The sequence below is a fragment of the Calidifontimicrobium sp. SYSU G02091 genome (genome assembly GCF_022631395.1).
GTDB classification, from domain to species: Bacteria; Pseudomonadota; Gammaproteobacteria; order Burkholderiales; family Burkholderiaceae_C; genus Calidifontimicrobium; species Calidifontimicrobium sediminis.
Window position 1 is genome coordinate 62,609 of record NZ_JALBGB010000004.1, and the last position, 11,923, is coordinate 74,531.

11 protein-coding genes are annotated in these 11,923 nt (G+C 72.7%); 6 read left to right on the forward strand and 5 right to left on the reverse strand.

The window, feature by feature from the left end:
• Positions 1 to 5: 5 nt before the first annotated feature.
• A complete protein-coding gene (gene mfd, locus MOJ79_RS04120; RefSeq protein WP_241922986.1) occupies positions 6 to 3,467 on the reverse strand; it encodes a transcription-repair coupling factor in 3,462 nt (1,153 codons plus the stop codon).
• 77 nt (positions 3,468 to 3,544) lie between these two features.
• Here mfd and ispF point away from each other — a divergent pair, with 77 nt between their 5' ends.
• Positions 3,545 to 4,759 carry a 2-C-methyl-D-erythritol 2,4-cyclodiphosphate synthase gene (gene ispF / locus MOJ79_RS19015; RefSeq protein ID WP_336606310.1) on the forward strand — a complete coding sequence of 405 codons (1,215 nt, stop codon included), beginning with the start codon at positions 3,545 to 3,547 and terminating at the stop codon, positions 4,757 to 4,759.
• Positions 4,760 to 4,878: 119 nt separating this feature from the next.
• Here the strand turns inward: ispF and MOJ79_RS04135 are convergent, their stop codons facing one another.
• The 4 genes from MOJ79_RS04135 to MOJ79_RS04150 form a co-directional block, all read right to left on the reverse strand.
• Positions 4,879 to 6,174, reverse strand: coding sequence for a flavin-dependent oxidoreductase (locus tag MOJ79_RS04135; RefSeq protein ID WP_241922987.1), 1,296 nt, complete (start codon positions 6,172 to 6,174; stop codon positions 4,879 to 4,881).
• A gap of 139 nt (positions 6,175 to 6,313) precedes the next feature.
• Positions 6,314 to 6,820, reverse strand: a complete 507-nt coding sequence (locus MOJ79_RS04140) for an Hsp20/alpha crystallin family protein (protein ID WP_119353584.1) — start codon at positions 6,818 to 6,820, stop codon at positions 6,314 to 6,316.
• Positions 6,821 to 6,889: 69 nt separating this feature from the next.
• Positions 6,890 to 7,285 (reverse strand): Hsp20/alpha crystallin family protein, encoded by a 396-nt coding sequence (locus MOJ79_RS04145; RefSeq protein ID WP_241922988.1) that lies wholly within the window; start codon positions 7,283 to 7,285, stop codon positions 6,890 to 6,892.
• A gap of 19 nt (positions 7,286 to 7,304) precedes the next feature.
• Complete coding sequence (locus MOJ79_RS04150; protein WP_241923078.1) at positions 7,305 to 7,739, reverse strand: Hsp20/alpha crystallin family protein; 435 nt, start codon at positions 7,737 to 7,739, stop codon at positions 7,305 to 7,307.
• A gap of 165 nt (positions 7,740 to 7,904) precedes the next feature.
• Between MOJ79_RS04150 and MOJ79_RS04155 the strand changes: the two genes are divergently transcribed.
• The 5 genes from MOJ79_RS04155 to MOJ79_RS04175 all read left to right on the forward strand — a co-directional run bounded on the left by MOJ79_RS04155 (position 7,905) and on the right by MOJ79_RS04175 (position 11,923).
• The gene (locus tag MOJ79_RS04155) at positions 7,905 to 8,900 is read left to right on the forward strand and encodes a DnaJ C-terminal domain-containing protein (RefSeq protein ID WP_241922989.1); all 996 of its coding nucleotides are present in this window, start codon (positions 7,905 to 7,907) and stop codon (positions 8,898 to 8,900) included.
• A complete protein-coding gene (locus MOJ79_RS04160) occupies positions 8,897 to 9,208 on the forward strand; it encodes a chaperone modulator CbpM (RefSeq protein ID WP_119353586.1) in 312 nt (103 codons plus the stop codon). Before MOJ79_RS04155 ends, MOJ79_RS04160 begins: the two co-directional genes overlap by 4 nt.
• Positions 9,205 to 10,284, forward strand: a complete 1,080-nt coding sequence (locus tag MOJ79_RS04165) for a S1C family serine protease (RefSeq protein WP_241922990.1) — start codon at positions 9,205 to 9,207, stop codon at positions 10,282 to 10,284. Before MOJ79_RS04160 ends, MOJ79_RS04165 begins: the two co-directional genes overlap by 4 nt.
• Before the next feature lie 95 nt (positions 10,285 to 10,379).
• Positions 10,380 to 10,808, forward strand: a complete 429-nt coding sequence (locus MOJ79_RS04170; RefSeq protein WP_442863097.1) for a phosphate-starvation-inducible PsiE family protein — start codon at positions 10,380 to 10,382, stop codon at positions 10,806 to 10,808.
• Positions 10,805 to 11,923, forward strand: coding sequence for a S1C family serine protease (locus tag MOJ79_RS04175; protein WP_241922992.1), 1,119 nt, complete (start codon positions 10,805 to 10,807; stop codon positions 11,921 to 11,923). The genes MOJ79_RS04170 and MOJ79_RS04175 overlap by 4 nt, the downstream gene beginning before the upstream one ends.

Genomic DNA, 11,923 nt, shown 5'->3' on the forward strand with positions numbered 1-11,923 from the left:
CGCGCTCAGGCCGCCGCCGCCTCGACGCGCGGCGTGCCCAGCGAGCGCAGCACGTCGCGCACCAGCTGGGCGCGCTCTTTCGGGTCGGCCAGCGGCCGCTCGATGCGCAGCCTGTCGTTGCCGGCGAGCTTGATCGCGCGGTTCTTCTGCACCAGCTCGATGATCTTCAGCGCATCGACCGGCGGGTTCGGGCGGAACGTGATCACGATCACCTGCGGCCCGGCGTCGACCTTCGCGACGCCGTAGCTCTTCGCGAGCACGCGCAGGCGGTGCGTGTCGAACAGCGTCTGCCCCTGCGGTGGCAGCTTGCCGAAGCGGTCGGTGATTTCTTCCAGCATCGCGTCGATCGCCTCGGCGCGGTCGGCCGTGGCCAGCCGCTTGTACAGACTCAGCCGCACGTGCACGTCGCCGCAGTAGCTGTCGGGCAGCAGCGCGGGGGCGTGCAGGTTGATCTCAGTGGTCGCGAACACGCCCGACAGCGGCCCGAGCAGGTCGGGCTCGCGGCCGGCCTTGAGCGAGCGCACGGCCTCGGCGAGCATCTCGTTGAACAGCTGGAAGCCCACTTCCTGCATGTTGCCGCTCTGGTGTTCGCCGAGCACTTCGCCGGCGCCGCGGATCTCGAGGTCGTGCATCGCGAGGTAGAAGCCGCTGCCGAGCTCCTCCATCTGCTGGATCGCGTCGAGCCGCTGCGCCGCGACTTTGCTCAGGCTCTCGAGGTCGGGCACGAGCAGGTACGCGTAGGCCTGGTGGTGGCTGCGGCCGACGCGCCCGCGCAGCTGGTGCAGCTGCGCGAGGCCGAACTTGTCGGCGCGGCTGATCACGATCGTGTTCGCGGTCGGCACGTCGATGCCGGTCTCGATGATCGTCGAGCACAGCAGCACGTTGTAGCGCTGCGCGACGAAGTCGCGCATCACGCGCTCGAGCTCGCGCTCGGGCATCTGGCCGTGCGCGACGCCGATGCGCGCCTCGGGCAGCAATTCCGCCAGCTTGTCGCGGCGGTTGAGGATCGTCTCGACCTCGTTGTGCAGGAAGTACACCTGCCCGCCGCGCTTGAGTTCGCGCAGCACGGCCTCGCGGATCACGCCGTTGTGCTCGTTGCGCACGAAGGTCTTGATCGCCAGGCGCCGCTGCGGCGCGGTGGCGATCACGCTCAGGTCGCGCAGGCCCTCGAGTGCCATGCCCAGCGTGCGCGGGATCGGCGTGGCGGTCAGCGTCAGCACGTCGACCTCGCTGCGCAGCGCCTTGATTGCTTCCTTGTGGCGCACGCCGAAGCGGTGCTCCTCGTCGATGACGAGCAGCCCCAGCCGCGCGAACTTCACGTCGGGGCTCAGCAGCCGGTGCGTGCCGACGACGATGTCGACGCTGCCGTCGGCCAGCCCGTCGAGCGCGGCCTTGACCTCCTTCGCGCTGCGGAAGCGCGACAGCTCGGCGACCTTGACCGGCCACTTGCCGAAGCGGTCGCTGATCGTCTGGAAGTGCTGCTCGGCGAGCAGTGTCGTCGGCGCCAGGATCGCGACCTGCTTGCCGCCCGAGACGGCGACGAAGGCTGCGCGCAGCGCGACCTCGGTCTTGCCGAAGCCGACGTCGCCACACACCAGGCGGTCCATCGGCTTGTCGCTCGTCATGTCGTGGATCACGGCGTGGATCGCCGCGCGCTGGTCCGGCGTCTCCTCGAAGCCGAAGCTCGCGGCGAACGCCTCGTAGTCGTGCACGTTGAACGGGTGCGCGTGTCCCTGGCGCGCGGCGCGGCGTGCGTACAGGTCGAGCAGCTCGGCGGCGGTGTCGCGCACCTGCTCGGCGGCTTTGCGCTTGGCCTTCTCCCACTGCCCGGAGCCGAGCTTGTGCAGCGGCGCCTCGTCGGCGCTGACGCCGGTGTAGCGGCTGATCAGGTGCAGCTGCGCGACCGGCACGTACAGCGTGGCCTTGTCGGCGTACTCGAGATGCAGGAACTCGCTGTCGCCGTCGCCGAGGTCGATGTGCACGAGACCCCGGTAGCGGCCGATGCCGTGGTTCAGGTGCACCACGGGGTCGCCGACGTTGAGTTCCGACAGGTCCTTGATCAGCGCGTCGACGTCGCTGGTGCGCTCCTGCCGGCGGCGCCGGCGCGCCTCGCGCGTGCTGGCGAACAGCTCCGTCTCGGTGATGAACTGGATCACGTGCCCTTCGGCGGGCTCGTGCCAGAAGAAGCCCTCGGCGAGCGGCGCGGCGGCGATCGCGATGCGCGCGTCGCCCTCCTCGAAGGCCTGCAGGCTGTCGACCGGCGGCACGTGCAGGCCGTGGTCGCGCAGCAGGTCGAGGATCGTCTCGCGCCGGCCCTCGCTCTCGGCGATCAGCAGCACGCGGTGCAGCGTCGCGTGCAGGTGCATCTCGAGCGCCTTCAGCGGCTCGGGTGTGCCGCGTTCGATCGCGACGTTGGGCAGCGGCCGCGCCCAGTCGACCTCGCCTTCGCCGCGCACGACGAGCGTCGCGTGCGGCTGCGTGCGCGCGAAGAACTCGTCGGGGCGCAGGAAGAGGTCCTCGGGCGGCAGGATCGGCCGCTCGGGGTCGTGCTGCAGGAAGCGGTAGCGCTCGCGCGTGTCGTGCCAGAAGCGGTCGAGCGCGCGGTCGACCTCGCCGTGCAGGACGAGTGCAGCACTCTCACCCAAATGGTCGAAGATCGTCGCCGTCTGGTCGAAGAACAGCGGCAGGTAGTACTCGATGCCACCGCTGGCGATGCCCTGCGCGATGTCCTTGTAGATGCGCGACTTCGTCGGGTCGCCTTCCATCTTCTCGCGCCAGCGCGCGCGAAACGCCGTGCGCGCGGCTTCGTCGAGCGGGAACTCGCGCCCGGGCAGCAGGCGCACCTCGGGCACCGGGTAGAGGCTGCGCTGCGTGTCGGGGTCGAAGGTGCGGATCGAGTCGACCTCGTCGTCGAACAGGTCGACGCGGTACGGCACCGGCGAGCCCATCGGGAACAGGTCGATCAGCCCGCCGCGCACGGCGTACTCGCCCGGCGCGACGACCTGGCTGACGTGGTGGTAGCCCGCGAGCGTCAGCTGCGCCTTCAGCGCGGCCTCGTCGAGTTTCTGCTTCTGCTTGAACTCGAAGGTGTAGGCGGCGAGGAACGACGGCGGCGCGAGGCGCTGCAGCGCGGTCGTGGCCGGCAGCAGCAGCACGTCGACGTCGTGCTGGCGATACACGCGCCACAGCGTCGCGAGCCGCTCCGACACCAGGTCCTGGTGCGGGCTGAACGTGTCGTACGGCAGCGTCTCCCAGTCGGGGAACACGGCCACGCGCAGCTCGGGCGCGAAGAAGCGCAGCTCGTCCTCGAGCCGGTGCACGTCGGCCGGCTCGGCGGTGACGATGGCCAGCAGCCGCTTCTGGGCAGCCTGCGCCTGCGCGTGGCGCGCGAGCAGCAGCGCGTCGGCCGAGCCGAGCGGGCGCGGCACGGTGAAGCGCTTGCCGGGGGCGATGGAAGGCAGCTGCATCGGCGAAGAAACGACGAAAGCCCCGCAACGGGGCCGCGCGGGATTCTAGGCGGCGCTCGCGTACAGTCGCCGCCATCGTGACGACGCTCCATCCTCCTGCACCGCGCCTGTTCGCGCTCGTGCCGTGCGCCGGCAGCGGCAGCCGCGCGGGTCACGCCGGGCCGAAGCAGTACCGTGCCGTTGCCGGCCGCGCGATGGTCGCGCACACGCTGGCGGCGCTGGCCGCGGTGCCGCGGCTGGCGGCCACGCTCGTCGTGCTCGCGCCCGACGACACGCAGTTCGAGACCGCGGCACCCGGCTTCCCCGGCGAGCGCGGCTGGGTGGCCCGCGTGGGCGGTGCGACGCGCGCGGCCAGCGTCGCCGCCGGGCTCGCCGAGCTCGCGCGGCGCGGCGCGGCCGACGACGACTGGGTGCTCGTGCACGACGCGGCGCGCTGCCTGCTGCGCCCCGAATGGGTCGACGCGCTGATCGACGCCTGCGTGGGCGACGAGGTCGGCGGCCTGCTCGCACAGCCGGTGGCCGACACGCTGAAGCAGGCCGACGAGACGGGCCGCGTGGCCGCCACGGTCGACCGCGCCGGCAAGTGGGCCGCGCAGACGCCGCAGATGTTTCGCCTCGGGCTGCTGCGGCGCGCGCTGGCCGCCGCCGGCGACGCCGTCACCGACGAGGCCAGCGCCGTCGAGGCGCTGGGCCTGGCGCCGCGGCTGGTCGCTGCGCCGCTGGAAAACTTCAAGGTCACGTGGCCGGCCGACTTCGCGCTCGCCGAGCGGCTGCTCGCGTCGCGCGGCCGCACGACGGGAGCGAACGCGATGACGACGCTGCGCATCGGCGAGGGCTGGGACACGCACGCCCTCGTCACCGGGCGGCCGCTGATCCTCGGCGGCGTGACGATCCCGCACACGCACGGGCTGGCGGGCCATTCGGATGCCGACGCGCTCGCGCACGCGATCACCGACGCGCTGCTCGGCGCCGCCGCGCTCGGCGACATCGGGCGCCACTTCCCCGACACCGACCCGCAGTTCCAGGGCGCCGACTCGCTCGTGCTGCTGGCCGAAGCCGCGCGCCGCGTACGCGCGGCCGGCTGGACGATCGGCAACGTCGACGCGACGATCGTCGCGCAGGCGCCGAAGATGGCGCCGCACATCCCGGCGATGCGCGAGCGGCTCGCCGCGGCGATGGGCCTCGCGCCCGATCAGGTCAACGTCAAGGCCAAGACGGCCGAGAAGATGGGGCCGGTGGGCGAGGAAAGGGCGATCGAGGCGCGGGCGGTGAGCCTGCTGCTGCGCACGTGAGCGCCGAGCCGCGTCGGCGCGGGTGACACGACGGCCGATGCGGCTCTGACGGCCCCAGCAGCCTCGGGGCCATGGGCGCGCCGCACACCGCTTGCTGCCACGCGCGCGGCAGCCGGCGCTCAGCCACGCACGCGCGCGCCGGGCGGGATCGTCGGCGGGGCCGCGTTCAGCGTCTCGATGGCCAGCCCGGCCGCGGCCTTGTAGCGCGCCATGAAGGCCTCGCGTTCGGCCGCCGGGATCACCTGCTCGATGTCGTCGAACACGCCGCCGCAGCGCTCGTCGACCAGGTTCAGCAGGCCGAACGGTCCCGCGCCCCGGTTGCGCAACACGAGCGCCGAGACGTCGGCGCACAGCTTGTCGTCGTAGGCCTTCAGCGCGTGGGCGGTCACGCCGTGCGCGAGGATCGACGCGCCGAGCACGCGGGCGTCGACGATCGCCTGGCTCGCGCCGTTGGAGCCGGTCGGGTACATCACGTGGGCGGCATCGCCGAGCAGCGCGACGCGCCCGTCGACCCACGTCGGCACCGGGTCGCGGTCGATCATCGGGTACTCGAAGATCTCGCGGGCACCGCGCAGCATCGCCGGCACGTCGAGCCAGCCGTAGTTCCACCCGTCGAAGTGGTGGGCGAACTCCTCCACCGCGACGCGGCGGTTCCAGTCGCCCTGCGTCCAGCCGCCGCTGTTGTCCACCGTGATCTCGGCGATCCAGTTGATCGTGGCCAGGCCGGTGACGCGGTGGGGCTGCGAGATCGGGTACAGCACCACGCGGTGCCGCGCCGAGCCCAGGCCGACGAAGGACGAGCCGGTGCGGATCGGCACCCCTGGCGTCGTGCCGCGCCACATGATGGCGCCGCCCCAGTGGATCGGCGGCTGCTGCGGATGCATCTGCGCGCGCACCGCCGAGTGCAGGCCGTCGGCCGCCACCAGCAGCGTGCCGCGCTCCTCGAGCGTGCGCCCGTCGCGGGTCTGTACGAGGGCGACGACGCCATCGCGTTCTTGGCGGTAGCCGGTGACGCGGTGACCCAGGCGCACCGCCGACGCGCCCAGCCGCTCGAGCACCGTGCGGTACAGCAGCATCTGCAGCTGCCCGCGGTGCACCGCGTACTGCGGCCAGCGGTAACCGGCCCGCAGGCCCCGCGGCTCGGCGTACACGTCGTTGCCGTTGCGGCCCACCAGCGCCCACTCGCGGACCTGGATGCCGATGGTGTCGAGCACGTCGGCGTCCAGGCCCAGGTCGTAGAGCTCGCGCACCGCGTTGGGCTGCAGGTTGATGCCCACGCCCAGTGGCTTGAGCTCGGCGACGGCTTCGAAGACGGTGCAGGGCACGCCGATCTGGTGCAGCGTCAGCGCCAGCGCCATGCCGCCGATGCCGCCGCCGGCAATCAGCACCGGCGCCTCGAGGGAGGGACTTGCCATGCCGGCGATTGTCCCCGACGCGCTGCGCCGGCCCGCTGCGGGTCGTTCCGGCCGGGCGCCTTGCGGTCGACGCGCGGGCGGCGGCCCGGCGGGTGCCGCCCCCCCCGCTCCGGGGGGCACCGAGGGCGGCGCCGGCGTGTCAGCCCACGCGGATCTGCACGACGCGCGGCTTCGACGGCTGCTGCTTCGGCAGCTCGATGCGCAGCACGCCGTTGCGGTAGGTCGCGCGCGCCTCGTCGCCCTTGACCGGCACCGGCAGCGGCACCTGGCGCTGGAAGGCGCCGTAGGCGCACTGCAGCACGCGCCAGCGGCCTTCGGTGTCCTCGCGCTCGAAGCGCTTTTCGCCGCGCACGACGAGCGTGTCGCCGAACACCTCGATGTCGAAGTCGCGCTTGTCCATGCCCGGCACCTCGAGCCGCACGACGACGCGCCGCTCGTCCTCGAACACGTCGCCGCCGAGCATCGCCCAGCCGGCGTTGGGGACGTAGCTCGCGTCGTCGATCTCGTCGCGCGCCGGCAGGTTCGACTTGGCGCCCGGCCGGTAGCGCGTCAGTGCGCCGGCCGCACGCTCGCGCAGCCGGTCCCAGCCTTCGGCCACCGTGTCCCACAGCGAACCGAAGCTCTGGCGGATGTCACTCATCTTCATCCGGAACCTCCATTCGTCATGAGTCGGCACGAACGGCGCGGGACGCACCCGCGCCGCGGGTGGGCAGCGTCAGCCGACCTGGATCTCGATGCGCCGCGGCTGCGCGTGCTCGGCCTTCGGGATGCGCACGCGCAGCACACCGTGCGTGAGCTCGGCGCTGACCTTGGCCGCATCGAGCTCCTTGCTCAGCGTGAACGCGCGGCGGTAGCGCGCGAGCTGCACCTCGGCGTGGCTGGCCTCCATGCCCTGCGGCAGCGGCAGCACGAGGTCGGCGTCGATCGACAGCGTGTCGCCCTCGACGCGCAGGTTCAGCTTGTCCTTCGGCACGCCCGGCAGGTCGGCGTACAGCGTGATGCCGGTGGCGTCCTCGATCACGTCGACCGGCGGCAGCAGCGCCGGCTCGTCGCGACGGGGGGGCGTCGGCGTGGCCGACGCGGTCGTGGTGGCAACGGCTTGTTCGTTCATCGTGCGGTCCTCCAGCAGCTCACTGCACCTCGATGCGGCGCGGTTGGGCCGACGCGCGGCGCTTGATGCTGACGTGCAGCACACCGTCGCGGTAGTCGGCGCTGACGGCGTTCGGGTCGATGTCGTCGGGCAGGCTGATCACGCGGCGGAAGCGCCCGGCGAAGCGCTCGTTGACGTGCAGCGTCGTCTTCGCGTCGTCCTCGGGCAGGCCGGCGCGCTCGCCGCTGATCGTCAGCACACCGCGGTCGAGCTGCACCTCGACCTTGGCCGGGTCGATGCCGGGCGCGAAGGCATAGACCTCGATCGCCTCGGCGGTGCTGCCGATGTTCAGTGCCGGGAAGCCGCCACGGCCGATGCCGCGGATGCTCGGCGAGACCTCGAACGCCTGCTGCATCTCGCGCGTCAGGCGGTCCATTTCCGCGAACAGGTCGCGGGGAAACAGGCTTCGATACAACATGGTCGTGGCTCCTTGGTGAATCGGGTGCGTGCGGCCGGTGCTGGCCGCGTCGCTGCCGATGATGTAGGGTTGGCGGGCGCCGGCTTCAAGAGGGGTCGCGGGCGGACGGGGGTTGAATCGGCCCGACGCGCTCGCAGATAGCCGCCGCAGGAGCCAATCACCGTGGAGTTCAAGGACTACTACGCCGTTCTGGGCGTCGCGCGTGACGCGAGCGCCGACGAGATCAAGAAGGCCTACCGCAAGCTGGCGCGCAAGTACCACCCCGACGTCAGCAAGGAGCCCGACGCCGCGGCGCGCATGAGCGAGGTCAACGAGGCCTACGCGGTCCTGTCCGACGCCGAGAAGCGTGCCGCCTACGACGCCGTGGGCCGCGGGCACCGTGCCGGCGAGCCGTTCACGCCGCCGCCGGACTGGGACGCCGGCTTCGAGTTCAGCGGCCGCGGCTTCGAGGGCGTGGATGCCGGCGAGTTCAGCGACTTCTTCGCCGAGCTGTTCGGCCGCATGGGCGCCGGGCGGCGCCGCGGCGCGGCCGGTGCGCACGCCGCGCACGAGGGCTTCGCCGCGCGCGGCGAGGATCACCACGCCAAGATCGTCCTCGACCTCGAGGACGCGTGGCGCGGCGCGACGCGCCAGGTCACGCTGCGCAGCCCGCAGCTCGACGCGCACGGGCGCGTCGTGCTCGTCGAGCGCACGCTCGACGTGAAGATCCCGCCCGGCGTCAAGCCGGGGCAGATGATCCGGCTGGCGGGGCAGGGCGGCGCCGGCCACGGCGGCGCGCCCGCCGGCGACCTGTTCCTCGAGGTCGCGATCCGTCCGCACCCGCGCTTCCGCCTGGACGGCACGACGCTGATCGCCGACCTGCCGGTGGCGCCCTGGGAGGCCGCGCTCGGCGCCGTCGTGCCGGTCGCGCTGCCCGACGGCTCGACGCTGCGCGTGCGCGTGCCCGCCGGCGCGCAGTCGGGGCAGACGCTGACGGTGCGCGGCAAAGGGCTGCCGGCGCGCACGCCGGGCGACCTCGAGCTGCAGCTGCGCGTCGTGCTGCCCAGCGCGTACGACCCGCGCGCGAAGGCGCTGTACGAGCGCATGGCTGCCGAGCTGACCGACTTCGACGCGCGCAAGGTGGCCGCCGCCGAGGCCGAACGCAGGAGCACGTCATGATCCGTCCGATCGTTCCCGTCGAGGCGCTGCTCGACGAGCTGTGGCTCGACCTCGACGAGCTGTGCCGCGTCGGCGGCGTCGACGCCGCGTGGGTGCACGAACGTGTGGCCGCCGGGCTGCTCGCGGCGCATCCGCTCGGCCCCGGCGACGCGTGGCGCTTCGACGCCGCGGCACTGCGGCGCGTGCGCTGCATGGCGCAGGTCGAGCGCGACTTCGACGCGGTGCCCGAGCTCGCCGCGCTGGTGGCCGACCTGCAGGACGAACTCGCGCGGCTGCGCGCGCGGCTGCGCGCGCTGGGGCTCGAATGAGCCTGGACCGCCGCGCGGCGGTGGCCGCGATCGGCCTCGGCGTGCTGGCAGCGCGCGCATTCGCGCAGCAGCCGCGCACCGTCGCGCCGCGCGGGCCGCTGGGCGCCGACGAGCGCGCGACGATCGAGCTGTTCGAGCGCGCGCGCGAGTCGGTCGTCTACATCGCGACGCGCCAGCAGGTGCGCGACCTGTTCACGCGCAACGTGTTCTCGGTGCCGCGCGGCACCGGCAGCGGCTTCATCTGGGACGACGCCGGCCACGTCGTGACCAACGCGCACGTGATCCAGGGCGCGAGCGAGGCCATCGTGCGGCTCGCCGACGGCCGTGAGGTGCAGGCCGCGCTGGTCGGCGTGAGCCCGTCGCACGACCTCGCGGTGCTGAGGATCGGCGTGCCGTTCGACCGCCCGCCGGCGGTGCCGCTGGGCACGAGCCACGACCTGCGCGTGGGCCAGCGCGTCTACGCGATCGGCAACCCGTTCGGCCTCGACTGGACGCTGACCACCGGCATCGTCTCGGCGCTCGACCGCTCGCTGCCGAGCGAGTCGGGCGCGACGATCGAGCACCTGATCCAGACCGATGCGGCGATCAACCCGGGCAACTCGGGCGGGCCGCTGCTCGATTCGGCCGGACGGCTCATCGGCGTCAACACCGCGATCTACAGCCCGTCGGGCGCGAGCGCGGGCATCGGCTTCGCGGTGCCGGTGGACACCGTCAACCGCGTCGTGCCGCAGCTGATCAAGCACGGCCGCTACATCCGGCCGTCGCTGGGCATCGAGCTCGACGACGCACTGAACCAGCGGCTGGTGCGCGCGCTCGGCGTCGAGGGCGTGTTCGTGCTGCGCGTGCTGCCCGGCTCGGGCGCCGAGCGCGCGGGGCTGCGCGGCATCCGCCGCGGCGCCGACGGGCGCTGGCAGCCGGGTGACGTGATCGTCGGCGTCGACGGGCGGCCGGTGGCCAGCGTCGGCCAGCTGCTCGGCCGGCTCGACGACTTCCGCGTCGGCGAGCGCGTGCGGCTGCAGCTGCGGCGCGACGGGCGCAGCGTCGACGTCGACGTCGTGCTCGACGCCGGCACCTGAGCTGCACGCTCGCTTGTGGTCGAATGCGGCCGATGAGTGAACCCACCCGAGCGCGCAAGAGCGCCTGGCGCGAGCTGGCCGACGAGCTCGCGGTGATGAGCTTCTACGAGCGCTTCGAGCAGATCATCGCGCTCGTGCTCAGCGCCGTGATCGCCGTCATCGTCGTCGTCTCGATGATCCAGCTGATCGGCACGGTGTTTCGCCTGCTGCTGCTCGACGCGTTTAACCCGCTCGATCACGCGACCTTCCAGACCGTGTTCGGGATGATCATGACGCTGCTGATCGCGATGGAGTTCAAGCACTCGATCGTCAAGGTGGCGCTGCGCCGCGAGAGCATCATCCAGGTGCGCACCGTGGTGCTGATCGCGCTGATCGCGCTGGCGCGCAAGTTCGTGATCCTCGACCCCGACACCAGCCCGGCCAAGATCGCGGCGCTGTCGGGCGCGGCGCTGGCGCTGGGTGTCGTGTACTGGCTGATGCGCGACCGCGACGACCGCGCGGCGCGTACGCAGGGGGTGAAATGACCGACCGTTTCGTGTCGCGCCTGCTGTGGCTGACGCTGGCCGCGGCGGCGCTGATCGCGCTGTGGCGCTGGCTGCCCGGCCCGGTGCCCGACGCGGCGCGTGGCGATGCCGCGCCGCGGCCGATCGCCGCCGCCGGCGACCTCGCGGCCGACGAGCGCGCGACGATCGAGCTGTTCGAGCGCTCGCGCGACTCCGTCGTGTTCATCACGACGCGCGCGCAGGTGCGCGACTTCTGGACGCGCAACGTGTTCTCGGTGCCGCGCGGCACCGGCAGCGGCTTCATCTGGGACGAGAACGGCCACGTCGTGACCAACTTCCACGTCGTCGAGGGCGCCAGCGAGGCCTTCGTGCGGCTGGCCGACGGGCGCGAGGTGCGCGCGGCGCTCGTCGGCGCGAGCCCGTCGCACGACATCGCGGTGCTGAAGATCGGTGTGGGCTTCAACCGCCCGCCGCCGGTGCCGGTGGGTCAGAGCGCGACGCTGAAGGTCGGCCAGAAGGTGTTCGCGATCGGCAACCCGTTCGGTCTGGACTGGACGCTGACCACCGGCATCGTCTCGGCGCTCGACCGCTCGCTGCCGACCGAGCGCGGCGCGACGATCGAGCACCTGATCCAGACCGACGCCGCGATCAACCCCGGCAACTCGGGTGGGCCGCTGCTCGACTCGAGCGGGCGGCTGATCGGCATCAACACGGCGATCTACAGCCCGTCGGGGGCGAGCGCTGGCATCGGCTTCGCGGTGCCGGTGGACACCGTCAACCGCGTCGTGCCGCAGCTGATCAAGCACGGGCGCTACGTCCGCCCGGCGCTGGGCATCGAGGTCGACGAGTCGCTCAACGCGCGACTGACGCAGGCGCTGGGCGTCGAGGGCGTCGTGATCCTGCGCGTGGCGCCCGGCTCGGCCGCGGCGGCCGCGGGGCTGCGGGGCGCGACGGTGACCGGCGAGGGTGTCGCGGCCGGCGATGTCATCGTCGCCGTCGAGGGCAAGCCGGTGAACGGTGTGGGCCAGCTGCTCGCGCGGCTCGACGACTTTCGCGTCGGCGATGTCGTGCGGCTGGAGGTGCTGCGCGGCGGCGAGCGGCGCACGGTCGAAGTGACGCTGCAGGCAGGAGCGTGA

Bases quoted from the DNA above. Each gene is read 5' to 3' on its own strand.
- MOJ79_RS04165 (WP_241922990.1), top strand. From the start codon at position 9,205: ATGAGCCTGGACCGCCGCGCGGCGGTGGCCGCGATCGGCCTCGGCGTG.
- MOJ79_RS04175 (WP_241922992.1), top strand. From the start codon at position 10,805: ATGACCGACCGTTTCGTGTCGCGCCTGCTGTGGCTGACGCTGGCCGCG.
- MOJ79_RS04140 (WP_119353584.1), bottom strand. From the start codon at position 6,820: ATGAAGATGAGTGACATCCGCCAGAGCTTCGGTTCGCTGTGGGACACG.
- mfd (WP_241922986.1), bottom strand. From the start codon at position 3,467: ATGCAGCTGCCTTCCATCGCCCCCGGCAAGCGCTTCACCGTGCCGCGC.
- MOJ79_RS04160 (WP_119353586.1), top strand. From the start codon at position 8,897: ATGATCCGTCCGATCGTTCCCGTCGAGGCGCTGCTCGACGAGCTGTGG.
- MOJ79_RS04135 (WP_241922987.1), bottom strand. From the start codon at position 6,174: ATGGCAAGTCCCTCCCTCGAGGCGCCGGTGCTGATTGCCGGCGGCGGC.
- MOJ79_RS04170 (WP_442863097.1), top strand. From the start codon at position 10,380: ATGAGCTTCTACGAGCGCTTCGAGCAGATCATCGCGCTCGTGCTCAGC.
- MOJ79_RS04145 (WP_241922988.1), bottom strand. From the start codon at position 7,285: ATGAACGAACAAGCCGTTGCCACCACGACCGCGTCGGCCACGCCGACG.